The sequence below is a fragment of the Kitasatospora cinereorecta genome (assembly GCF_024172095.1).
GTDB lineage: Bacteria > Actinomycetota > Actinomycetes > Streptomycetales > Streptomycetaceae > Kitasatospora > Kitasatospora cinereorecta.
The window spans coordinates 687,091-709,436 of the sequence record NZ_JAMZDX010000003.1; the positions used below are offsets into that span (position 1 = coordinate 687,091).

Here is a 22,346-nt window from a genome sequence, read left to right on the forward strand (position 1 = left end):
CAGGTGCGGCAAGGGAGTTGAAGGCCTTGCCGGGTGTCGCGGGGCGGCGCAGAATCAGCCGGGCGTGCCCTCGGCGCGCAGCTTCGGCAGCATCCGGGCGGGCGTCAGTGCGGGCAGCACCAGCCGCCAGACCCGGGTCATTCCCTCGGAGCGGCCGCCGTTGCCGTCGGGCCCGCTGGTGCCACCGGGGCCGCTGTGGCCACCGGGGCCGCCGCGGCCGGGCCGCCGCGCCGCGTACTCGGAACCGAGCAGCAGGTATTCCACCAGGGTCTCGGCCGCGGGGGCCGCGACCTCCGGGCGCAGGCTGCGGTCCGAGCGGGCCTCGCGCAGCAGGATGCGGACCGTCGGCTCCCAGGCGCTGTGCCAGTCCGGCATGGGCGGGCGGACGGGGTGCGGCCGCCCCGGATCGGGGCCGGGCCGGTCCGGGGCGGCCCCGATCCGGTGGGCCTGCCCCTGCCACGGGACCTGGTCCCGCCGCGGCTCCTGCCACCGGGCGTCCTGCGGTCCGCGGGGCGGCTCCCACCGTTCGGCCCGCTCCCACCGTCCGGCCGGTTCCGGCTCGCGGGCGCGCTCGCGGGCGAGCCGCAGTCCGGCGCGGGCCACCGGGTCGCCGTCCAGTTGGCGGCCGAGCGCGTGGGTCAGGTCGATCACGCCCTGCAGCGCGGGTGCGCCGGAGCGGCCGATGGAGCCCACGGCGGCCCGGGCGGCGGTGAACGCGCGCCCCTCGACGGCGTCCGCCAGGTCGGCCTTGGAGCTGAAGTGGAAGGACAGCGCGCCCTTGGTCACCCCGGCGACCTCGCTGACCAGGCTCAGCGAGGTCGCCTCGTAGCCGTACCGGTCGAAACAGTCGCCGGCCGCCCCGATCAGGGCCAGTCGTGTCCGCACGGCCCGTTCCTGCCTCACCATGGCGCCTCCCGGGCCAGCGAAAACATACCGATGGACGTCCGCGACCGGCGCCGGATGTCATTCTGGCTCCGAGTGTGTGAACGTGAAAGAAACAAACCGCTTGGTTGGTTTGTATTTCGGACGCCAAGGCCCGTGGATCAGCGTTGGAACCCGGGCTGCCCGCCGTGTACCGGGAGGGCAGCCCGCGGGGGTTCAGACCAGCCGGACCGTGGTGGCCCGCTCGTAGGCGGTCACCACCTCGGCGCCGCGGTGCTCCGTGATCGCCAGGTGCGGCAGCACCCCGGGGACGGCGATCCCCGGCAGCACCTGGGCCCAGAACGCGGCGATCCGCCGCTCCAGGTCGGCCCGCCGGGTCAGCGCCTGGGAGAGCAGCTGGATCCCGGTCCACGCGCCGACCACCAGCTCGGCGGTGGCCGCCGGCTCCACGTGCGGCAGCACCTCGCCCTGGGCCTTGGCCTCGACGAGCAGGCCGGTACACAGCTCCACCCAGTCGGCGAACGGGCCGTCGCCGAGCGCGCCCTGGCCCGCCTGCTCGACCGCGAGCCGGACACCGCCGCGCAGCAGCGGGTCGCCCGGCAGCCGGTGGGCGACCGCCATCGTGACGTCCACCAGCTCCTGCAGCTTGAACGGCTGAGGCAGCACCGCGCCCTGCGGCACCTGCGCCGCCAGCACGCCCCGGGCCAGCTTCTCCTTGGAGTCGAAGTGGAAGTACAGCGCGCCCTTGGTGACCTCGGCCCGCGCGAGGATCTCCGCGATGGTGGCGGCCTCGTACCCGTACTCGTCGAAGACCGCGGCGGCCGCCCTCAGGATCGCCTGCCGGGTGCGGATCGCCCGTTCCTGTTGTGCCACGTGGGGGGCCCGTCCTTTCGTCCAGTCACATGGTGCCCGACCGGGGGCGTGGTGTTCCCGCCAGACCCGTGGCCGAAGCGGTTCGCCAGGGAGATTTTTCCTCTGGAAAACCAAACCGTACATGCCGTATCTTTTTCGGGCCAGAGTTGCGCACTGCACGCGACAAGGGGGAACCGTGTCTCAGACCACCGTTTCGAGCCTCCACCCGGTCGCCTCGCACATCGATGAGGCGATCCGTCCGTCCTGGCTGACCACCACTGTGCCCAGGGAGTTCGTCCACCGCGCCGCCGTCGCCGAGGTGCTGCTCACCGGCTGGCGCCGGCGGAGCGAGCGCACCTTCCGGGTCCGCGCCCAATGGCCGCGCGGCCACAGCTACTTCACCCCGCTCAGCGGCGCCCGGCACGACCCGATGCTGGCCGCGGAGACGATACGTCAGACCGGCGCGCTGCTCGCGCACGCCGAGTTCGACGTCCCGCTCGGCCACCACTTCCTGATGTGGGACCTCAACCTGACCGCCGACGCCGAACAGTTGGCGGTCGGCGCCGCCCCCGCCGACCTCGACCTGGACATCACCTGCACCGAGATCGGCCGCCGGGCCGGGCGGCTCAGCGCACTGCACTACGAGGCCGTGCTCCACCGCGGCGGGGCCACGGTCGCCACCGGGTCCGCCCGCTTCACCTGCACCACTCCCGAGGTCTACCGCAGACTCCGCGGCGCCCGGGCGTCCGCCGTCCCGTCCGCCGTCCCCGCCGAGCCGGTCCCGGCCCCGAACGTCGGCCGGATCCGCCCCTGTGACGTGGTCCTCGGGCCGGCCCCCGACCCCGGTGCCTGGTTACTGCGGTTCGACCCGCTCCACCCGGTCCTCTTCGACCACCCGGGCGACCACGTCCCCGGCATGGTCCTGCTCGAAGCGGCCCGCCAGGCCGCCTTCGCCACCCTCTCCTCCCCGGACTTCGTCCCGGTCGCCGTCGCCAGCGCCTTCCACCGGTACGTCGAGTTCGACCAGCCCTGCCGCATCGAGGCCGAACGCCTCCCGGCCGAGCACCCCGGCACCGGCCGGGTCCGCGTCCGCGGCCGGCAGGACGGCCGCGAGGTCCTCGACGTCACCATCACGGCACTGGTCTGACGGGGCATCGAGGCATGCGCATCCTGATCACCGGCTCCACCGGCTTCCTCGGACGCCACGTGCTGGCGGCCGCCCGGCGGATCCCCGACGCCCGCCTGCGGCTCGCCGTCCGCACCCCGCCACCGGCCGGCGGCCACACCGTCCCAGGCCCGGCCGACCCGGGCTCGGCCGTCCCCGGCCCGGTCGAGTACGTACCCGCCGACCTCGCCGACCCCGCCACGCTCGACGGCCTCTGTCGGGACGTCGACGTCCTGCTGCACTGCGCCTCGCTGGTCGGCGGCGACGAAGCGGCGATGGCGGCCGTCAACGACCGGGGCACCGCGGCCCTGGTCGACGACGCCCGCCGCCACCGCGTCCGCCGGATCGGATACCTCAGCACCGCAGCCGTCCACGGCCGCGGCCCCTTCCGCGGCGAACGGACCACCGAGCTCCCGCTCGACCCCGCCTCACCGACCAGCCGGACCCGGGCCGCCGCCGAACGCCACGTCCTCGCCGCGGGCGGCACCGTCCTGCGGCCCAACCTGGTGTACGGGACAGGCGACCGCTGGTTCGCCCCCGGGCTCGCCCGCCTGCACCGCCGGCTCACCGCTGACCCGGACGGCTGGTCCGCCCGGCTGACCGTGGTCGAGGCCGGCGACCTCGCCGAACTCGCGCTCGCCGCCGCCCTCGCCCCCGAACCGCTGCCCGGGGCGTACCTGGTCGGCGAGCCGGAGCCGGTCCTCTGCGCCACCGTCGTGGCGGCGCTGGCCGAGCACGCCGGACTGGTCCCGCACCGCGCCGCCACCGACCTCGCCACCGCCCGGGCCGCGCTGGCCGGCGACCCCGGCGCCGAGGTCGCGCTCCACCTCACCACCACCGACCGCTGGTTCGCCGTGGACGACCTCCGCCGCCGCCTCGGCCTCCCCCCGGCGCCCGGCCTCACCGCCCGCTTCCCGGCGCACGCACCCTGGTACACCGCCGCCCTGGCGGCCGACGCCGCGCCCACCCCCGCCTCCCAAGGAGCTCGATGACCAGCCCCTCCGGACTTCTCACCGGCAAGGTCGCCCTCATTACCGGTGCCAGCAGCGGGATCGGCGCGGCGGCCGCCGAGGTGTTCGCCCGGGAGGGCGCCCGGCTGGTGATCACCGCCCGCCGCGCGGACCGCCTCGACGCACTGGCCGAGCGGCTGCGCCGGAGCGGCGCCGAGGTCGCCGTCCGCCCGGCGGACGTCGCGGATCCGGCCGCCGCCCGGGCGGTGGTCGACCTCGCCCTGGACCGCTACGGCCGGCTGGACGCCGCGTTCAACAACGCCGGCCACGGGGTGGGCCGCACACCGCTGCACCTGATGTCCGACGAGGTCTACGACGCGATCCTGGACACCAACCTCCGCGGGGTGTGGAACTTCCTCCGCCCGGAGCTGGCCGCGATGCTGGCCGCCGGCGGCGGGGCGATCGTCAACACCAGCAGCGTCGGCGGCCTGGTGGCGACGCCGGTGGCGGCGCCGTACGTGGCGTCCAAGCACGCCGTGATCGGCCTGACCAAGGCGGCGGCCGCGGAGTACGGTCCGCACGGGATCCGGGTCAACGCCATCGCGCCGGGCACCACCCGGACCGAGATGGTCACCGCCTGGTTCGCCGCCAACCCGGGCGCGGAGGAGGCGCTGCACCGGGCCACCCCGCAGCCGAGGACCGCCGAACCGGCCGAGATCGCCGAGGCGGCCGCCTGGCTGTGCAGCGACCGGTCCTCGTTCCTCACCGGCGCGACCGTCCCGGTCGACGGCGGCTTCACGGCGCTCTGAGCACACCCGGTGCACCCCGCAACGGCGAAGGCGCCGCAACGGCGAAGGCCCCTCGCTTCCGCGAGGGGCCTTCGACCTGTCTGTGCGCCGCCAGGGACTCGAACCCCGGACCCGCTGATTAAGAGTCAGCTGCTCTAACCAACTGAGCTAGCGGCGCCTGCTGACCCGGAGAACATTACACGGGCCCGGCCGATCCGCCGAATCGTGGCCGCCCGGTCACGAACGGTTCCGGCCGGCCGGAATGCCGCGTGGCTCACGCGTCCGGGTAGTGGCAGGCGGCGAGGTGGTCCACGCCGGGCGCGGCGGCCTGCGGGAGCGGGACCTCCTGCTCGCAGCGGGCCCGGCGTGCGTCGTCGAGCAGCGCGTGGACCTGGCAGCGGGCCCGGAACGGACAGCCGCTGGGGCGTTCGCGGGGCGAGGGCGGGTCGCCGGCCAGCAGGATCCGGGTGCGGGCCCGTTCGGCGACCGGGTCGGGCAGCGGGACGGCGGACAGCAGCGCCCGGGTGTACGGGTGCCGGGGGCTTTCGAAGACCGACTCGACCGTGCCCGCCTCGACGGTGTGGCCGAGGTACATGACGCTGACCCGGTCGGCCAGGTGGCGGATCACCGAGAGGTCGTGCGAGACGAAGAGGTACGCCAGGCCCAGCTCGGCCTTGAGCCGCTGGAGCAGGTTGAGCACGCCGGCCTGAATGGAGACGTCCAGGGCGGAGACCGGTTCGTCCAGGACCAGCAGCTCCGGTTCGACGGCGAGTGCCCGGGCGATGGAGATCCGCTGGCGCTGGCCGCCGGAGAACTGGTGCGGGTAGCGGCTCGCGTGCGCGGGCTCCAGTCCGACCTGGCGCAGCAGTTGGGGGATCCGCCGGTCGATCTGCGCGCGCGGGGCGGCCTGGGCGCGCAGGGGTTCGGCGATGATGTCGCCGACCGGCATCCGCGGGTCGAGCGAGGCCATCGGGTCCTGGAAGACGATCTGGACCGCCCGGCGCAGTTCGCGCGTGCCGGCCCGGTCGAGCCCGGCGGTGTCGCGGCCGAGCAGGTCGATCCGGCCGGCCTCGGGGCGGGTCAGGGCGAGCAGCTCGTACAGGGTGGTGGACTTGCCGGAGCCGGACTCGCCGACGAGCCCGAGGGTCTCGCCGCGCCGGATCGCGAGGTCGACGCCGTCCACCGCGTGCACGGTGCCGACCCGGCGCTTGAAGACGGTGCCCTTGAGCACCGGGAAGGTCTTGACCAGGCCGGTGACCCGCAGGATCTCCTCGCCGGGTCGCCCGGCGGGCGGCACCGGCGGCACGGGGTAGACCTCCTCGGGCCGGGGTGCGCGGGCGGCCAGTTCCCCGGCGCGTACGCAGGCGGCGAGGTGTCCGTCGTCGCCGGTCAGCGCGGGTTCGGCGGTGCGGCAGCGGTCCTCCACCAGCGGGCAGCGGGCGGCGAACGGGCAACCGGTCACCGTGCCCGGGGCCGGCGGGGTGCCGGGGATCGGGACCAGCGGCCCGCCCCGTCCGTCGAGCCGGGGCACCGCGCCGATCAGGCCGAGGGTGTACGGGTGCCGGGGGCGGGCGAACAGCTCGTCCACCGGGGCGGTCTCCACCACCCGTCCCGCGTACATCACGGCGACCCGGTCGGCCATCCCGGCGATCACCCCGAGGTCGTGGCTGACCAGCACCAGGGCGGCGCCGGTCTCCCGCTGGGCGGTGCGGAGCACGTCGAGGACCTGGGCCTGGATGGTGACGTCCAGCGCGGTGGTGGGTTCGTCGGCGAGCAGGATGTCGGGGTCGTTGGCGATCGCCATGGCGATCATCGCGCGCTGGCGCATACCGCCGGAGAACTCGTGCGGGAAGCTGTCGAGGGCGCGTTCGGGGGCGGGGATGCCGACCAGGTCGAGCAGTTCGGCGGCGCGCCGGCGGGCGGCGGCGCGGCCCTGCGGGCGGTGGATCCGCAGCGCCTCGACGATCTGGTCGCCGATCCGGTAGACGGGGGTGAAGGCGGAGAGCGGGTCCTGGAAGACCATGGCGATGCGGCTGCCGCGGATCCGGGCCAGCTCCTTGTCGGGCAGGCCGACCAGTTCGCGGCCGTCGAGCCGGACCGAGCCGCCGACGGCGGCGGCGCGCGGCAGCAGGCCGAGGACGGCCAGCGCGGTGACCGACTTGCCGGAGCCGGACTCGCCGACGATGCCGAGGGTCTCGCCGCGCCGGACGGCCAGGTCGACGCCGCGGACGGCGGGGACGGCGCCGAAGTCGACGGTGAGGTCGCTGACCTCGAGCAGGGAGGCGCTCACGGGGTGCTCCGGTCGGAGGTGGGGTCGAGGGCGTCGCGCAGGCCGTCGCCGATCAGGTTGATGGCGAGGACGAAGAGCACCAGCAGGCCGGCGGCGAAGTAGAACAGCCAGGGGAAGACCGGTGCCTGGTCGGTGCCGGCGGCCAGCAGGGTGCCGAGCGAGACGTCGGGCGGGCGGACGCCGAAGCCGAAGTAGGAGAGCGCGGTCTCGCTCATCACCGCGCCGCCGACCGTCACCGTGGCGTCGATGATCAGGAAGGAGGAGACGTTCGGCAGGATGTGCCGCAGGATGATCCGGAACGGGGCCACGCCCATGTACCGTGCGGCGCGCACGAATTCGCGCTCGCGCAGGGAGAGCGTCATGGACCGGACCACCCGCGCGGTGATCATCCAGTTGAACAGGGCCAGCAGCAGTACGAAGGCCAGCCAGCCGGCGCCCTTCAGCTTGGGCGAGACGATCGCGATGATCAGGAAGCTGGGGAAGATCAGCAGCAGGTCGACCAGGAACATCAGCGCCCGGTCGGCCCAGCCGCCGAAGTATCCGGCGCAGGCGCCGACCAGCCCGGCCAGCAGGGTGGAGAGCAGCGCCACCAGCAGGCCGATGACCAGCGACTTCTGCAGTCCGCGGACGGTCTGCGCGAACACGTCCTGGCCGATCCCGTTGGTGCCGAACCAGTGCTCGGCGGACGGGGGTTGCCGGATCGCCGTGTAGTTCGGCGTGGCGTAGTCCCACGGGGTCAGGTACGGCCCGGCGAAGGCCAGCAGGAAGAGCAGCAGCACGATCACGGCGCCCGCCGTCGCGCCGCGGGCGGCGAGCAGCCGGGTCAGCACCAGTCGGCCGCGGCCGGGTGCGGCGGGGGACTTCGGCTCGGCCGGGGCGGTGTCCAGGACGGCGGTCATCGGCGATCAGTACCTGACTCGTGGGTCGAGGGCGGCGTGCAGGGCGTCCGCCAGGAATCCGGCGGCGAGCACCGTCACGGCGGCGAAGAGGTTGACCGCGACCACGGCGTTGACGTCCTGCTCGTTGATCGCCTGGATGAACCACTCGCCCATGCCGTGCCAGGCGAAGATGGTCTCGGTGAAGGCCGCGCCGGTGAACAGCGCCAGGAAGTTGTAGGCGAACATGGTCGACATCGGGATGACCGCGGTGCGCAGGCCGTGCTTGAGCAGCGCCCGGTTGCGGGTCAGGCCCTTGGCCTCGGCGGTGCGCAGGTAGTCCGAGCCGAGCACGTCGAGCATGGTGGAGCGCTGGTAGCGGCTGTAGGTGGCGAGCCCGCCGAGGGCGAGGGCCAGGGTGGGCAGCAGCAGGTGCAGCCCCCAGTCGGCCAGGTGGGCGCCGACGCCGCCGGCCAGCCCGGGGGTCTCGTACCCGACGAACGGGATCACCTCCCGGCCGGTCGCGTCCTTGGCGGCGATGGCGCCGTTCTTCAGGAACAGCGCGACCAGGAAGACGGGCATGGAGAGCAGCACGAAGGAGAGGATCGTCAGCGCCCGGTCGGGGAGCCGGTACTGCTTGACGGCGCTCCAGGCGCCGCCCGCCACGCCCAGCGCCATGCCGAGCAGGCTGCCGACCAGCAGCAGCCGCAGCGAGACCCAGATCCGGCGGCCGAACTCCTCGTTGACCGAGGTGTCGTGGATGGTCCGGCCGAGGTCGCCGTGGAGCACCAGGTCCTCGGCCCAGACGCCGAAGCGCGTCGTGACCGGGGTGCGGTCGTTGATGTTGAGCGCGGTCAGCTGCCGGTCCACCGCGGCGGCGGACGGGCGGGGCTGCTTGGCCTCGAAGTAGGTCCGCGGGCCGAGCGCGGCCGAGGCGAGCGCGTACGCCAGGAAGACCGCGACCACCAGCAGGACGGCGTAGTACCCCAGCCGTCTGGCCAGATAGCCGATCACTTCGCACACCTGTGGGACATGGTCGTTCGCCTTCGCTCGGGGGGTGGTCGGAGCAGTTGCGCGCACGGCCCCGTTCGGGGTCGGCGACGGCCCGCTTCCCCACCGGTCGGGTGAGGTCGGGTGAAGTCGCAGGTCGGAGTCTTGCAGCAGGGTGATGACGGGATGTTGCGGTGGCGTGTCCTCCCGTTTCGTTTCGATCAGAAGTGAACACCGGCATCTGGTCGGGGACTTGATCCGCTGTTACGTTCTGCTGGCGTGGCCACCACTTGAGTGCCCACGATCAAGAGCCGTCACACCTGTCGGCCGTCCGCCCGCTTCGACACCCTCGGGGGAATCCCTCATGAGCCGTTCGACGACCACCCGCAGACTGGGCCGTGCCGCGGCCGCCGCCCTCGCCGTGGCGCTCGCCGCCACCGCGTGCAGCAGCGGGTCCGGAGGCTCGGGCGACGTCGCCAAGAACGTCGTGCCCACCCAGGACGCCGAGGACAGCAACCCCCAGCCGCTGGAGAAGATCAAGGACGGCGGCGAGTTCCGGCCGCCGCTGCAGCAGTGGATCACCCAGTGGAACCCGTACCAGGTCGACGGCACCTACGGCGACGCGGTCGAGATCATGGGCTACGTCGAGGCGAAGCTGTTCCGCAGCGACGCCAAGGGCGTCTTCCACGCGGTGCCCGAGTACCTGCAGTCGGCCGAGGTCACCTCCACCTCGCCGCAGGTGGTCACCTACAAGCTCAACCCCAAGGCCAAGTGGTCGGACGGCAAGCCGCTGGGCTACCAGGACTTCAAGGCGGTCTGGGAGGCGTCGAACGGGAAGAACAGCGCGTACAACCTCTCCGACTCCTCCGGCTACGAGCAGATCTCAAACGTCGAGCAGGGCGCCGACCCGACCGAGGTCAAGGTCACCTTCAGCGAGCCGTACGCGGACTGGCAGAACCTGTTCAACCCGCTGCTGCCGGCGGCCGGACTCGCCACCCCGGACGCCTTCAACGACGGCTGGGTGGAGAAGATCCCGATCTGGGGCGGCCCGTTCAAGCCCGGCACCCTGGACAAGGCCGCGCAGACCATCACCCTGGTCCCCAACCCCGACTGGTGGGGTCCGAAGCCCAAGCTGGACAAAATCACCTACCGGGTGCTGGCCAGCCCCGCGATCACCCAGGCCTTCCTCAACAACGAGGTCGACTACGCGAGCGCCGGCTCCGCCTCGGCGTACGGGCAGCTCAAGGACGCCAAGGACGGGGTGATCCGCACCGGCACCCCGTGGGACGAGGTGCACATCTCCTTCGGTGGCAGCGGCGCCCTCGCCGACCAGTCGGTCCGCCAGGCGCTCGGCAAGGCCCTCGACCGGGCTGCGCTGATCAAGATCGTCAACCAGGGAGTGCCGGTCGAGTTCAAGCCGCTCGGCAACCACCTGTTCATGACCAACCAGACCGGCTACCAGGACAACGCCGGGGACTGGGTGAAGTTCGACCCGGCCGCCGCCAAGTCGCTGCTGGACAAGGCGGGCTGGAAGGAGGCCGCGGCCGGCCAGCCGCGCACCAAGGACGGCCAGTCGCTCGAACTGCACTTCGTGGTCAGCGACGGCTCGACCCAGGCCCAGCTCGACATGGCCACCGCCGTCCAGAACATGCTCCAGCAGGTCGGCGTGAAGCTCACCGTCGACAAGGTGCCCAGCAAGGAGTACTTCACCAAGTACGTCAACGAGGGCAAGTTCGACCTCGCCAGCTGGCGCAACACCGGGTCCTTCCCGCTCTCCAAGGGCGTGGCCAACTACCGCGCCCCGCAGGGCGACAACGTGTTCGGCAACTTCTCCCGGCTGTCCACGCCGGAGATCGACTCGCTGCTGCGCAAGGCCGCCGCCACCCTCGACCCCGCCGAGGCCGCCAAGCTCTACAACCAGGCAGACGTCCGGATCTGGGAGCTCGGCCACACCGTGGAGCTCTACCAGCGCCCCAGCATCGTCGCCGTCCGCAAGGGCCTGGCCAACTACGGCGCCGGCAGCCTGGCCGACACCGACATCACCAAGGTGGGCTGGGAGAAGTAGAACAGCAGGCGGCACTGGCGAGCAGCGCGGTGATCACGAGGAGTTCAGGCGTACGGACACGGGGGCTGCGGAGATCCCGCCCCCGTGTCCGCGCCATCGTCCTTGACCTTCCGCGTTGCCCGCAGACCGCCCGTGTCGTCGTTCCACTTCGGAGGGGAATCTATCGGGCGGATCGGGGCGGACGGGACAACCTGCGCGGGCGCGGCCGAGCTGTCACCCGGTTCGCGCACTCCACCGTCAACGGTGCCTGACGCTTACTCACAACGGGTGTAACCGGGCCGCTCGGCGTGGTGTGCGAACCCGCTCCCGGGACGTCCACCGTGCCAGGATCGCGGTGACCAACTCCCGGCCGAAGGCGACCCGATGACCAGCGCAGCCCGCCCCGACCCGCAGGGCCCCGACCCGCGGCCGAACGATTCGCAGGCCCACCACCCGCACGCCGCCGACCCGCACGCCGCGGACCCGCACGCCGTCGACCGCCGACCGGTCCGGCCGATGCGCGCCCGCAGCCGCGACGAGGCCCACCGGGTGGCCACCCCGCTGGAGCTGTTCTTCGACCTCTGCTTCGTCGTCGCCGTCGCCCAGGCCGGCCGGGAACTCGCCCACGCCCTCGCCGGCGGCCACCCCGGCCACGGCCTCTACGGCTACGTCCTCGTCTTCTTCGCCATCTGGTGGGCCTGGATGAACTTCACCTGGTTCGCCTCCGCGTACGACGTGGACGACGTCCCCTACCGGCTCACCACCCTGGTCCAGATCTCCGGCGTCCTCGTCCTCGCCGCCGGCGTGCCGCGCATGTTCGACGAGGACCTCACCCTGGCCGTCTGCGGCTACCTGCTGATGCGCCTCGCCATGGTCACCCAGTGGCTGCGCGCCGCCCGCTGCGAGAGCGGCGGAACCCGCACCATGGCGTTGCGCTACGCCGTCGGCATCACCGTCTGCCAGCTCGGCTGGACCCTCCTCCTGTTCGTCCCGCACGACGTCCGGCCGTACCTGATCCCCGTCCTCATCCTGGCCGAACTCGCCGTCCCGCCCATCGCCGAGGCGCACACCCAGTCCACCTGGCACCCGCACCACATCGCCGAGCGGTACGGGCTGTTCACCATCATCGTGCTCGGCGAGACCGTCGCCGCCGCGACCGTGGCGATGCAGACCGCGATGGACGAGCACGAGGCGCTCGGCGAACTGATGCCGATCGCCGCCGGCGGCCTGCTGATCTGCTTCGGCGCCTGGTGGATCTACTTCGCCGAGCCCGTCCACCACCACCTGCGCTCCAACCGGCAGGCCTTCCTCTGGGGCTACGGCCACTACCTGGTCCTCGGCTCCGCCGCCGCCGTCGGCGCCGGCCTGGAGGTCGCCATCGAGTACGCCGTCGGCAAGGCCCACATCTCCGCGTACGCCGCCACCGCCGCGGTCACCCTGCCCGCCGCCCTCTACCTGCTCACCGTCTGGGCCCTGCACTCCCGCCACGTCAAGCAGGGCGCCGCCCAGGCCGTCCTCCCCCTCTCCGCGGCCGCCGTCGCCGCCTGCACCGCCCTCGGCGGGCACGGCGTCCTGGCCGCCGGCCTGGTCATCGCCGCGACCGTCGCCACGGGGACCACCCTGGCAGCAAAGGCCAGCCACTGAGGGGGCGCGAGGGACTGCGCGCCCAGTCACTGCGGACCCGTAGCCTTCCGCTGCGCGCAGTTCCCCCCGCCCCATCGGTAACCTCCGGAGTGCAACCGTGCAGCTCGAAGACCTCCCCTACGCCCACCTCCTCCAGCCCCACACCGGCCCGCTCCGCCGCGACGCCCGCTACGACACCGTGCACTTCGACGGCACGCTCTCCTCCGACCCCGCGAACGGTGCCCACTTCCTGGAGTGCGCCTTCAGCGGCACCCGACTGGACGGCGCCAAGCTCCGCCAGGCGGGCTTCAACGAGGTGTGGATCAACGCCGGCCGCTGGGTCGCGTGCGACCTCGCGGAGAGCGAGTGGCAGGACAGCCAGGTGCTGGGCACCGTCCTGGCGGGCATCTCCGCGTACGGGTCGGCGCTGCGCCGGGTGGTGTTCCGGCAGTGCAAGCTGGAGTCGGTCAACCTGCGCGGGGCGGTGCTGCGCGACGTGGTGTTCGAGGACTGTCTGCTGCGCGACGTGGACTTCGGCGGCGAGGCCAGGCTGACCGATGTGTCCTTCCCCGGGTCGACCCTGGAGGAGGTCCGGCTCGGGGGTGCGCAGCTGAAGCAGGTGGACCTGCGCGGGGCCGTCCGGCTGGAGCTGCTGGACATCCAGCGGGGGCTGCGCGGCGCGGTCATCTCCTCGACGCAACTGCTTGACCTGGCACCGCAGTTGGCGGCGTCGCTGGGGATCGATGTGAAGGACCGCTGACCCCGCCGTTCATCCCGGCGCCGCTCGGCGAGGAGCGGGTGAACAGTCCAACAACCCTTGCTGCAAAGTCATGGCCAACCGCCCCGACCTGCGTGAAGATGCTCGGCGTTCGATGACGTGGACACAAGCTGTGTGCACAACATCACCACCGGGTCGAAGGGACGGACGGGTCGGATGGCTGCTCTCAGTCGTAGGAAGTTCATGGCGCTCTCGGCGAGCGCCGCCGCAGGTGCGGCGGTGGCGGGGGCGGGTGCCGCGGCCGGTACCGCACCGGCCGCCGCGGCCGCGCTCGGCACCACCGGCACGATCACGGACGCCAAGCACATCGTGATCCTGATGCAGGAGAACCGCAGCTTCGACCACTACTTCGGCACGCTGAAGGGTGTGCGCGGCTTCGCGGACCGCAGTGCGATCCAGATCGCCGGCGGCTACAGCGTGTTCAACCAGCCCAACGGCACGGGCCGGCAGTACCCGTGGCAGTTCAGCATGACCAAGCCGGCCGGTGGCGCCGACCCCGAGCGCCTGGCCCAGTGCAACGGCGACCTGTCGCACGGCTGGTCCGACCAGCACAAGGCGTGGAACAGCGGGAAGATGGACTCCTGGGTCGCCGCCAAGGGCAACGTCCGCACCATGGGCTTCCTGACCCGCCAGGACATCCCGTTCCACTACGCGCTGGCGGACAACTGGACCGTCAACGACGCGTACCACTGCTCGGTGATCAGCGCGACCGGCCCGAACCGCACCTACCACTGGTCCGGCCAGATCGACCCGGCCGGTGCCGCGGGCGGCCCGGCGTACGACGGCGGCGACGAGAGCGGCCTGAAGTGGCAGACCTACGCCGAGGCGCTGGAGAACGCCGGCGTGAGCTGGAAGGTCTACCAGAACGCGGCCGACAACTACGGTGACAACGCGCTCGCCTACTTCAGCCAGTTCAGTTCGGCGCCGGCGGGCAGCCCGCTCGCGGTCAAGGGCATGGGCTCGGTCCCGAAGGTGACCGGGAAGACCCCGGACGACATCGTCGCCGCGATCAAGGCCGACGTGCTGGCCGGCACCCTGCCGCAGGTCTCCTGGATCGTCCCCGACCAGGCGTCCTCGGAGCACCCGTACGCCACCCCGGCCGACGGCGCGCACTTCGTCCACAACGTGATCGACGCGCTCAACGCCGACCCGAACGTCTTCAACTCGTCCATCCTGTTCATCAACTACGACGAGAACGACGGCTTCTTCGACCACGTCCCGCCGCCGGCCGCCCCGGCCGGCACCCCCGGCGAGTTCTGCAACGGCACCAACATCGGCCTGGGCTTCCGCGTCCCGATGATCGCCGTCTCGCCGTGGACCCGCGGCGGCTGGGTCAGCTCCGAGGTCTCCGACCACACCTCCGTGCTGCGCTTCCTGGAGAAGTGGACCACCGCCCTCGGCAAGCCCGCGAACTGCGTCAACATCAGCGACTGGCGCCGCCGGGTCTGCGGCGACCTGACCGGCATGTTCGACTTCGCCAACCCCGTCTACGGCCTGCCGGCGCTGCCCGACACCTCGCAGACCATCGGCCTGTCCGCGTGCGGCCCGCTGCCCAACCCGGCCCCGGTCGACAACAAGCTCCCGCTCCAGGAGGCCGGCACCCGCCCGGCCCGCGCCCTGCCCTACCAGCCCTCGGCCAACCTCGACCACCTGGAGTTCGGCTCCGGCGGGGTGATGAAGGTCTGGATCCGGATGGACAACCTGGGCACCGCCACCAGCCACTTCGCCGCGTACGCCAACGCCTACCGCAGCGGCGGCCCGTGGCAGTACACCCTCGACCCGGGCACCAACACCAGCGACTTCTTCAACTGCGGCACCAACTTCGGAGGCGGCCCGTACGACCTGAGCGTGGTCGGCCCCAACCGCTTCCTGCGCCGCTTCAAGGGCGACGCGACCAAGGCGGGCAAGGACGTCGCCGTCACCGCCTCCTACGCCGCCGCCCCGGACACCGGCAAGCTCGCGCTCTGGTTCAAGCTCGTCAACAACGGCGCCGCCGCGGTGACCTTCACCGTCACGCCCAACGCCTACCGCACCGACGGCCCGTGGACCTACACGGTGCCGGCCGGCGGCTCGGCGAGCGACTACTTCAACCAGGTCGCCTACGCCAACGGCTGGTACGACTTCACCGTCACCGTCAGCTCCGACGCCTCCTGGTCGCAGCGCTTCACCGGCCACCTGGAGAACGGCTCCGCCAGCGTCAGCGGCTGACCTGGCCGCGGATCCCGGGCCGACCCCCACCGGCCCGGGATCACGCCTGCTCGCCGTAGTAGGCCAGCCGCATCAGCTCCCGCAGGTCGTCGACCATCGGCAGCCGCGGGTTGGCCGGGGCGCACTGGTCCTCGAACGCCCGCAGGGCGAGGTCCGGGAGGGCCGCCAGGAAGCCGGCCTCGTCCACCCCGGCCGCCTTGAAGGAGGCCGGGATGCCGACCCGCTCGCGCAGCTCCTCGACCGCCTCGGCCAGCGACTCCACCCCCTGCTCCGGCGTGCCGGCCGGCAGTCCGAGCATCCCGGCGATCCGCCGGAGCCGCTCGGGAGCCACGTACCTGCGGTACTTGGGCCAGCTGGTGACCTTGGCCGGCGCCGCGCCGTTCCAGCGGATCACGTGCGGCAGCAGCAGCGCCGCGGTACGGCCGTGCGGCAGGTGGAAGGCGGCGCCCACCGGGTGCGCCATCGCGTGCACCGCACCGAGGAACGCGGAGCCGAACGCCATCCCCGCGATGGTGCCGGCGTTGTGCATCCGCTCCCGGGCGACCGGATTCCCCGGGCCGTCCGCCACCGCGTCCGCCAGGTTCTCGAAGACCAGCCGGATCCCCTGCATCGCCAGCCCGTCGGTGAAGTCGTTGGCGTAGACGGACACATACGCCTCGACGCAGTGGACCAGCGCGTCGAAGCCGGAGTCGGCGGTGACCTCCGGCGGCAGGTCGGCGGTCAGTGCCGGGTCGACCAGCGCCGCGCTCGGGGTCAGCGCGTGGTCCGCCAGCGGGTACCGGCGCCCGGTTTCGGCGTCGGTGACCACGGCGAACGGGGTGACCTCGCCGCCGCTGCCCGAGGTGGTAGGGACGCACACCAGGCGGGCCCGGGCACCGAGGTCCGGCACGGTCACGGCCCGCCGGCGCAGGTCGAGGAACTTCTCCGCCAGGTCGGCCGGTTCGACCTCCGGATGCTCGTACATCAGCCACATCACCTTGGCCGCGCCCATCGTGGAGCCGCCGCCCAGCGCCACGACGGTGTCCGGCCGGAAACCGCGCATCAGTTCGGCGCCCCGCTCCACCGTCTCGATCGACGGCTCCGGCTCCACCGTGTCCACCACCCGCACCTCGACCGGCTCGGCCCGGCGCAGCAGCATCGCCCGGACCCGCTCCAGGTGCCCGATCTCCACCATCGTCCGGTCGGTGACCACGACGACCCGCCGCAGCCCGGGCATCTCGGCCAGGTGACGGAGCGCGCCCCGCTCGAAGACGATCCACGGCGGCACCCGGAAGCACTGCAGATCGGTCGTGCGCCGCCCCACCCGCTTGACGGTGAGCAGATCCGGCACCGAGACGTTCCCGGACACCGACGTGCCGCCCGCGCTGCCGCAGCCGAGCGCCAGCGAGGGCGGGAACGCCGTGTAGATGCCGCCCACCGCACCCTGCGCGCTCGGCGCGTTCCAGATGATCCGGCACGCCCGCACCGCGTGGCCGAACTCCTCGGCGAACGCCGCGTCCTCGGTGTGCACCGCCGCCGAGTGGCCGAGCCCGTGGAACTCCACCACCTGCGCCGCCAGCCGCAGCCCGTGCGCGCGGCCCTCCGCCCGCAGCACCGCCAGCACCGGGCACGGCTTGCGCCGGGTCAGCGGCTCCTGCGCGCCGACCGACGCCACCTCCACCAGGATCACCGAGGTGTCGGCCGGCACCTCGAAGCCCGCCGCCGCCGCGACCCGCGCCGCCGAGCGGCCCACCGCCTCCGGGTTCGGCTCCCCGGCGTCGCCCCCGTCCGGGAAGAGGTACCGCTCCAGCAGCGCCTTCTCCTCGGCGCTCGCCACGTGCGCCCGCAGCCGGCCGAACTCGGCCAGCGCCGCCCCGTGGACCTCCCGGTCCAGGATCACCGTCTGCTCGGCGGCGGCCGCCGTGCCGTGGTCGAACGACCGCGACAGCACCACGTCGTTCACCGCCCGCTCCACATCGGCGGTCCGCTCCACGTACGCCGGGACGTTGCCGGGCCCGCTGCCCAGCACCGGCTTGCCGCAGCCGTACGCCGCCAGGACCGTCGCCGCGTCGCCCGCCGCCAGCACCGCCGCCACGCCCCCGTGCCGCGCCAGCACGCCGGTGGCCTCCTCGGACGGCCGGTCGATCCACTGGACGCAGTGCGCCGGCGCGCCGGCCGCGATCGCCGCGTCCCGGACGATCCGGGCCGCCTCCACCGAACAGCGCCGGGCAGCGGGATGGAACGCGAACACGACCGGATTGCGGGTCTTCAGCGCGATCAGCGCCATGAAGACGGTGGTCGCCGTCGCGTCGGTGTCCGGAACGACCGCCGCGACCACCCCCACCGGCTCGGCGATCTCCACCACCCCGTCCACCTCGTCCCGGCGGACCACCCCGACCGTCCGCATCCGCGCCATCGCATGGGTGACGTGCTCACAGGCGAAGACATTCAGCGCCGCCTTGTCCTCGAACACCCCGCGCCCGGTCTCCTCGACCGCCAGCCGCGCCAACCGGCTGTGCGCCGCCAGCGCCGCCAGCGACGCCTTCCGCACGACGTGGTCGACCTTCTCCTGCGTGAAGCCGCCGTACTCCTGCAGGGCCCGCAGGCCGCCCCGCACCAACGCGTCGACGGCGGCCGCCGCCTCGACCGGGCCCGCTTGCTGCTCCGCCATCGCTCGCTCACCTCGGAGAACGGGGACTGCTGACGGCACCAGCCTCCGCCGCGACGACGGCCCCGCGCGGGCTGCGGTCCGCCGTTCGGGTGAGGGCGGGTGTCCGAGGTGCGGGTGCGTACGACCGGTGCCACATTGGTCGGGGTCGGGCCGCCGGTGCCCGCCGCCCACCGATCCGAGGAGGAGACATGGGCAAGTCGGACCAGTTCAAGGGCAAGGCCCACGAACTGATGGACCAGGCCAAGTCGGCGCTGAGCAACAAGGTTCCGGAGAGCGAGCAGGACGCGGAGAAGGCCCGCGACGACGCCCCGGACGCGGCGCAGCCGGGCCCGGAGACCGCCGAGAACGCCCCGGAGGAGACCGAGGGCCCCTGGTGACCGTCGCCGTGCCCCGGTGGCACGGGGGGCGGCGTAGTGTGACAACTGAGGAAGGCCCACCCGAGGAGGAGACATGGGCATCTTCGACAGGTTCCGCCACAAGTCCCACGAGACGGCCGTCCCGGCCGATCGCGCGGCACTGGCCCACGACGAGGCCGCCGACGCCTACAGCGACCGGACCGAACGGGCCCGCCAGGACGCCGAGACCGACGCCCGGATGACCGAGCAGGACCGCCAGGCCGCGGAGGACATGACCGCGGAGGGCGACCCCTGGGACTGAGGCTTCCGATCAGGGAGCGCAACCACAATCAGGGGCGCGTGGGGGCACCTCCCGGCCGAAGGCTGGGGGAGAACTGCGCGACCGGCCATGCACTATCCGCAGTGGATGGCTGGTCGCGCAGTTCCTCGCGCCCCTGTGGTGAGCCCGACCCGTTGCCTCGCAGAGCATTCAGCGTGGGGGCAGGGGCGGGCGGCGGAGGTTGGGGCGGGGGGTGTCGGTACGGGGTGGTTCGGCGGCGGGGTGGGCGGCGAGGAGTTCGAGGGCGAGGCGGACGGCGGCGGTGAGTTCGGTGTGTTCGCCGCGGGCCCAGTCGTGGGGGCTGCGGATGACCTCGACGTCGGGGTCGACGCCGTGGTTCTCGACGGAGAAGCCGACGCCGCCGGTGAACCAGGAGGCGGTCTTGGGGACGGAGATCTGGGTCCCGTCGCCGAGGGCGTGGCGGCCGGCCATGCCGACCACGCCGCCCCAGGTGCGGGTGCCGAGCACGGGGCCGAGCCCGAGTGCCTTGATGGCGCCGATGATCACGTCTCCGTCCGAGCTGGTGGCGTGGTCGGCGAGAGCCACCACGGGCCCGCGGGGGGCGTCGCGGGGCCAGCGGACGGGCTGCCGGCCGCGGGTGAAGTCCCAGGCGAGGACGCGGCGGGCGAGTTTCTCCAGGACGAGTTCGGAGACGTTTCCGCCGGCGTTGCCGCGGACGTCCAACACCAGTGCGGGGCGGTCGAGTTCGCGTCGCAGGTCGCGGTTGAACTGGGCCCAGCCGGAGCCGCCGAGGTCGGGGATGTGCAGGTACCCGCAGACGCCGTTGCTGAACTCCCGTACCAGTTTGCGGCGTTTGGCGACCCAGTCCTGGTAGCGGATGGGCCGTTCGTCGGTGAGCGGGGTGACGGCGATCCGGCGGACCCGGTCGCCCGAGCGGAGGGTGAGTTCGACGGTGGTGCCCCCGGTGCCGGCCAGCAGCGGGGTGGGGCCGCGGACGGGGTCGGGCGGGCGGCCGTCGACGGCGAGGAGTTCGTCGCCGCCCTCGATGCCGTAGCCGGCGAGTGGCGCGCGGGCCCTGGGGTCGGAGGACTCGCCGGGCAGGATCCGGTCGACCAGCCAGCGGCCGTCGGGGGAGCGGTGGGCGGTGGCGCCGAGCAGGCCGAGCGGCTGCTGGGCGATGGCGGGGCCCTCGCCGCGGCGGGACGCGGTGACGTAGGCGTGCGAGGTGCCGAGTTCGCCGAGGAGTTCGCGCAGCAGGTCGGCGAAGTCGTCGGGGCCGGCGATCCGGTCGAGCAGGGGCTCGTACTGGGCGACGAGTTCGGGCCAGTCGAGGCCGCACATGGCGGCGTCCCAGAACTGGTCGCGGACGATCCGGGCGGCCTCGTGGTAGGACTGCCGCCACTCCGCGGCGGGGTGGACGGTGTGGGTGATCCGGCGCAGGTCGACCGGGAGCGGGGCGCCGGGGGCGGCCAGCGGGTGGAGTTTGAGGGTGCCGGCGGAGAAGACGGAGATCACCGAGCCGTCGCCGGAGACCGCGAAGCCGTCCAACTGGTCGACCAGGGTGGTGCGTTTGCCGCGGGCGAGGTCGAAGAACTCCAGGGCGGGGCGGCCCGAGGTCTCCTCCGGGTTGGCGAAGGTCTGGCCGAGCGCGCCGGAGATCGGCCAGCGCAGCCAGACCACACCGCCGCGCACGGCGGCGGTGGCGGAGTACTTGGAGGCGATCACCGGGAAGGGGACGAGGCGCTTGGTGAGGCCGCGTTCGTCCACCCGGACGGTGCCGTCGCCGGTCGCCTCGTCCGGGTCGAGGCCGACCGGTGGGCGGCCCTCGGCGGGGGCGGCGAACGGGGACGGGGTGTCGGCGGCGAGCGGGACGAGGTACGGGCGGCAGCCGAGCGGGAAGGACATGTCGCCGGTGTGCACGTCGTGCACCGGGTCGAAGCCGCGCCAGGAGAGGAAGACCAGGAACCGGCCGTCCCGGGTGAACACGGGGTGCTCGTCCTCGAACCGGCCGTCGGTGACGTTGATCGCCCGCTCCGGCGCGTCCACCCGGGCCAGCTGGATGGAGCGCAGCGAGCGGCCGGCCACCGGCTGCGACCAGGTGAGCCACTGGGAGTCGGGGGAGAAGGCGGGGCTGGAGACCGGTCCGTACGGGGAGGCGGCCAGCTCGGTGACCTCGCCGTCGGCGGCCTGCACCAGCAGCAGCCGCCCGTCGGAGGCGGCGGCGGCGAGCCACCGGCCGTCGGGGGAGGCGGCGAGTTCGAGGACCCGGCCGAGCCGGCCGGCGGCGATCCGGTGCGGCTTCGCCTCGGCGCCGTCCCGGGCGGGCAGGGTGGCCAGTTCGACGGCGTCCTCGCCCTCGGCGTCGGTCACCCAGGCGACCTGGCCGGTGTAGCCGAGGGTGACGGGCAGCCGGCAGCGGACACCGGGGGTGTCGGCGAGCACCCGGGCCGGGCCGTCCCGGTGGGTGAGCCAGTAGAGGCTGCCGCGGACGTTGATCACCCCGGCGCGGCCGGTGGCGTCGCAGGTCAGGTCCTTGACGTTGTTGGCGGCGGAGACCTGGTACGGGCGGCGGCCGGCCCGGGCGCCGCCGAGCGGCACCTCCAGCCGGCGCGGCCCGGGGGCGTCGAGGCCGTCCAGCAGCCAGAGGTCGCCGGCGTGCTGGTAGACGATCCGGGTGCCGTCGGTGGCGGCCTCGCGGGCGTAGTACGTGGCGTGGTCGGTGTGACGGCGCAGGTCGGTGCCGTCGGGGGCGACCGAGTAGAGGTTGCCGACGCCCTCGTGGTCGGAGAGGAAGGCGATCCGCGGGTGGTCGGGGCCGCCGACCGGCAGCGGGGAGGCCAGGTGCCCGCGGTGGCCGGGCAGCAGCTGGTCGTGGTCGAGCCAGAGCCGGCCGGTGGCGCCGCCCCGGTAGCGCTTCCAGGCGGCCGGCTCGTGCGGGGCGGCCGCGGTCAGCAGCACGGTGTGGCCGGCGCCGACCTGGGCGTCGGAGACCGGTCCCCAGGGCAGCCGGCGCGGCGGCGCCCCGTCCGGGGGAAGCTCCCAGGCCCAGGTGTAGTGGGCGAACGGCTCGTGGTACGAGGTGACGGCCAGCACCTCGCCGTTGGGCAGCCAGCCGCGCACCCGGGTGTCGTGGCTGCCCCAGTAGCTGAGGCGCACCGACTCGCCGCCGGCCGCCGGGGCGGTGAAGACCTCGGGGGTGAGCGCGGACCAGCTGGTCCAGGCGATGGTGGCGCCGTCGGGGGAGAGCCGGGGGTGGCTGACCCGGGTGCGGTCGCAGCTGATCCGCCAGGCCCGGCCCACGGTGGCGTCCTCGGCCAGCGGCGCGGCCCAGACGTCGTCCTCGGCGGTGAAGACCAGCAGGCCGCCGCGCAGGTGGGGGTAGCGCAGGTATCCGGGCACCCCTCCATGGTTCGGCGGCCCGGCACGGCGGGCAACCGGGAGCGGCCCGGCGGGGGACGGCTCGGCAAGTCGCCCGTCCCCGCCGACCATTGACACCCGGTCGCGACTTCGGTTCAGTGGTCCAGTCCAATCGAGGTGCGTGCCGGTGCGGTGGCGCGCCCCCGGCCGACCCCACCCGGCCCCGGACGTCCCCCACCTCGCGAGGCAGGAGCATCC

16 protein-coding genes and 1 tRNA gene are annotated in these 22,346 nt (G+C 73.4%); 9 read left to right on the forward strand and 8 right to left on the reverse strand.

What is annotated here, in order from left to right:
• Positions 1–54 precede the first annotated feature (54 nt).
• Together FHR36_RS16710 and FHR36_RS16715 are read right to left on the reverse strand one after the other, a co-directional pair.
• A complete protein-coding gene (locus tag FHR36_RS16710) occupies positions 55–885 on the reverse strand; it encodes a TetR family transcriptional regulator (RefSeq protein WP_253798009.1) in 831 nt (276 codons plus the stop codon).
• 213 nt (positions 886–1,098) lie between these two features.
• Complete coding sequence (locus tag FHR36_RS16715) at positions 1,099–1,755, reverse strand: ScbR family autoregulator-binding transcription factor (protein ID WP_253798010.1); 657 nt, start codon at positions 1,753–1,755, stop codon at positions 1,099–1,101.
• A 175-nt stretch (positions 1,756–1,930) separates the two neighbouring features.
• Between FHR36_RS16715 and FHR36_RS16720 the strand changes: the two genes are divergently transcribed.
• The 3 genes from FHR36_RS16720 to FHR36_RS16730 are packed head-to-tail and all read left to right on the forward strand — an operon-like array spanning position 1,931 to position 4,658.
• Entirely contained in the window at positions 1,931–2,881 is a 951-nt protein-coding gene (locus FHR36_RS16720; protein ID WP_253798011.1) for a ScbA/BarX family gamma-butyrolactone biosynthesis protein, read from the forward strand.
• A gap of 14 nt (positions 2,882–2,895) precedes the next feature.
• A complete protein-coding gene (locus FHR36_RS16725) occupies positions 2,896–3,891 on the forward strand; it encodes an NAD-dependent epimerase/dehydratase family protein (protein ID WP_253798012.1) in 996 nt (331 codons plus the stop codon).
• On the forward strand, positions 3,888–4,658 hold the full coding sequence (locus FHR36_RS16730) for an SDR family NAD(P)-dependent oxidoreductase (protein WP_253798013.1): 771 nt from the start codon (positions 3,888–3,890) through the stop codon (positions 4,656–4,658). Before FHR36_RS16725 ends, FHR36_RS16730 begins: the two co-directional genes overlap by 4 nt.
• A gap of 83 nt (positions 4,659–4,741) precedes the next feature.
• Here the strand turns inward: FHR36_RS16730 and FHR36_RS16735 are convergent.
• From FHR36_RS16735 to FHR36_RS16750, 4 genes are all read right to left on the reverse strand, one after another.
• Positions 4,742–4,815 (reverse strand) — tRNA-Lys (locus FHR36_RS16735).
• Between the two features lie 96 nt (positions 4,816–4,911).
• Positions 4,912–6,927: an ABC transporter ATP-binding protein gene (locus FHR36_RS16740; RefSeq protein ID WP_253798014.1), complete on the reverse strand. Its 2,016-nt coding sequence runs from the start codon at positions 6,925–6,927 to the stop codon at positions 4,912–4,914.
• The gene (locus tag FHR36_RS16745) at positions 6,924–7,826 is read right to left on the reverse strand and encodes an ABC transporter permease (RefSeq protein WP_253798015.1); all 903 of its coding nucleotides are present in this window, start codon (positions 7,824–7,826) and stop codon (positions 6,924–6,926) included. The genes FHR36_RS16740 and FHR36_RS16745 overlap by 4 nt, the downstream gene beginning before the upstream one ends.
• Before the next feature lie 6 nt (positions 7,827–7,832).
• Positions 7,833–8,816, reverse strand: a complete 984-nt coding sequence (locus FHR36_RS16750) for an ABC transporter permease (protein WP_253798016.1) — start codon at positions 8,814–8,816, stop codon at positions 7,833–7,835.
• A 340-nt stretch (positions 8,817–9,156) separates the two neighbouring features.
• Here FHR36_RS16750 and FHR36_RS16755 point away from each other — a divergent pair, with 340 nt between their 5' ends.
• From FHR36_RS16755 to FHR36_RS16770, 4 genes are all read left to right on the forward strand, one after another.
• Complete coding sequence (locus FHR36_RS16755; RefSeq protein WP_253798017.1) at positions 9,157–10,857, forward strand: ABC transporter family substrate-binding protein; 1,701 nt, start codon at positions 9,157–9,159, stop codon at positions 10,855–10,857.
• Between the two features lie 363 nt (positions 10,858–11,220).
• Entirely contained in the window at positions 11,221–12,480 is a 1,260-nt protein-coding gene (locus FHR36_RS16760) for a low temperature requirement protein A (RefSeq protein WP_407660836.1), read from the forward strand.
• Between the two features lie 97 nt (positions 12,481–12,577).
• Positions 12,578–13,219, forward strand: coding sequence for a pentapeptide repeat-containing protein (locus FHR36_RS16765; RefSeq protein ID WP_308199384.1), 642 nt, complete (start codon positions 12,578–12,580; stop codon positions 13,217–13,219).
• A 174-nt stretch (positions 13,220–13,393) separates the two neighbouring features.
• Positions 13,394–15,445, forward strand: a complete 2,052-nt coding sequence (locus FHR36_RS16770) for a phosphocholine-specific phospholipase C (RefSeq protein ID WP_253798018.1) — start codon at positions 13,394–13,396, stop codon at positions 15,443–15,445.
• Positions 15,446–15,485: 40 nt separating this feature from the next.
• Here FHR36_RS16770 and adhE read toward each other — a convergent pair whose 3' ends face one another.
• Positions 15,486–18,095 (reverse strand): bifunctional acetaldehyde-CoA/alcohol dehydrogenase, encoded by a 2,610-nt coding sequence (gene adhE / locus FHR36_RS16775; RefSeq protein ID WP_253798019.1) that lies wholly within the window; start codon positions 18,093–18,095, stop codon positions 15,486–15,488.
• A 188-nt stretch (positions 18,096–18,283) separates the two neighbouring features.
• On the opposite strand from adhE, the gene FHR36_RS16780 reads away from it, so the two are divergent.
• Positions 18,284–18,472 (forward strand): hypothetical protein, encoded by a 189-nt coding sequence (locus FHR36_RS16780; protein WP_253798020.1) that lies wholly within the window; start codon positions 18,284–18,286, stop codon positions 18,470–18,472.
• A gap of 73 nt (positions 18,473–18,545) precedes the next feature.
• Positions 18,546–18,752: a hypothetical protein gene (locus tag FHR36_RS16785; protein WP_253798021.1), complete on the forward strand. Its 207-nt coding sequence runs from the start codon at positions 18,546–18,548 to the stop codon at positions 18,750–18,752.
• A 168-nt stretch (positions 18,753–18,920) separates the two neighbouring features.
• Here the strand turns inward: FHR36_RS16785 and FHR36_RS16790 are convergent, their stop codons facing one another.
• Positions 18,921–22,220: a S41 family peptidase gene (locus FHR36_RS16790; RefSeq protein WP_380232301.1), complete on the reverse strand. Its 3,300-nt coding sequence runs from the start codon at positions 22,218–22,220 to the stop codon at positions 18,921–18,923.
• Positions 22,221–22,346 lie beyond the last annotated feature (126 nt).

What these genes read in the sequence shown, in the direction of transcription:
- FHR36_RS16725 (WP_253798012.1), top strand. Translation starts at nt 2,896, where the DNA reads ATGCGCATCCTGATCACCGGCTCCACCGGCTTCCTCGGACGCCACGTG.
- FHR36_RS16730 (WP_253798013.1), top strand. Translation starts at nt 3,888, where the DNA reads ATGACCAGCCCCTCCGGACTTCTCACCGGCAAGGTCGCCCTCATTACC.
- FHR36_RS16745 (WP_253798015.1), bottom strand. Translation starts at nt 7,826, where the DNA reads ATGACCGCCGTCCTGGACACCGCCCCGGCCGAGCCGAAGTCCCCCGCC.
- FHR36_RS16755 (WP_253798017.1), top strand. Translation starts at nt 9,157, where the DNA reads ATGAGCCGTTCGACGACCACCCGCAGACTGGGCCGTGCCGCGGCCGCC.
- FHR36_RS16760 (WP_407660836.1), top strand. Translation starts at nt 11,221, where the DNA reads ATGACCAGCGCAGCCCGCCCCGACCCGCAGGGCCCCGACCCGCGGCCG.
- FHR36_RS16770 (WP_253798018.1), top strand. Translation starts at nt 13,394, where the DNA reads ATGGCTGCTCTCAGTCGTAGGAAGTTCATGGCGCTCTCGGCGAGCGCC.
- adhE (WP_253798019.1), bottom strand. Translation starts at nt 18,095, where the DNA reads ATGGCGGAGCAGCAAGCGGGCCCGGTCGAGGCGGCGGCCGCCGTCGAC.
- FHR36_RS16780 (WP_253798020.1), top strand. Translation starts at nt 18,284, where the DNA reads ATGGGCAAGTCGGACCAGTTCAAGGGCAAGGCCCACGAACTGATGGAC.
- FHR36_RS16785 (WP_253798021.1), top strand. Translation starts at nt 18,546, where the DNA reads ATGGGCATCTTCGACAGGTTCCGCCACAAGTCCCACGAGACGGCCGTC.
- FHR36_RS16790 (WP_380232301.1), bottom strand. Translation starts at nt 22,220, where the DNA reads ATGGTCGGCGGGGACGGGCGACTTGCCGAGCCGTCCCCCGCCGGGCCG.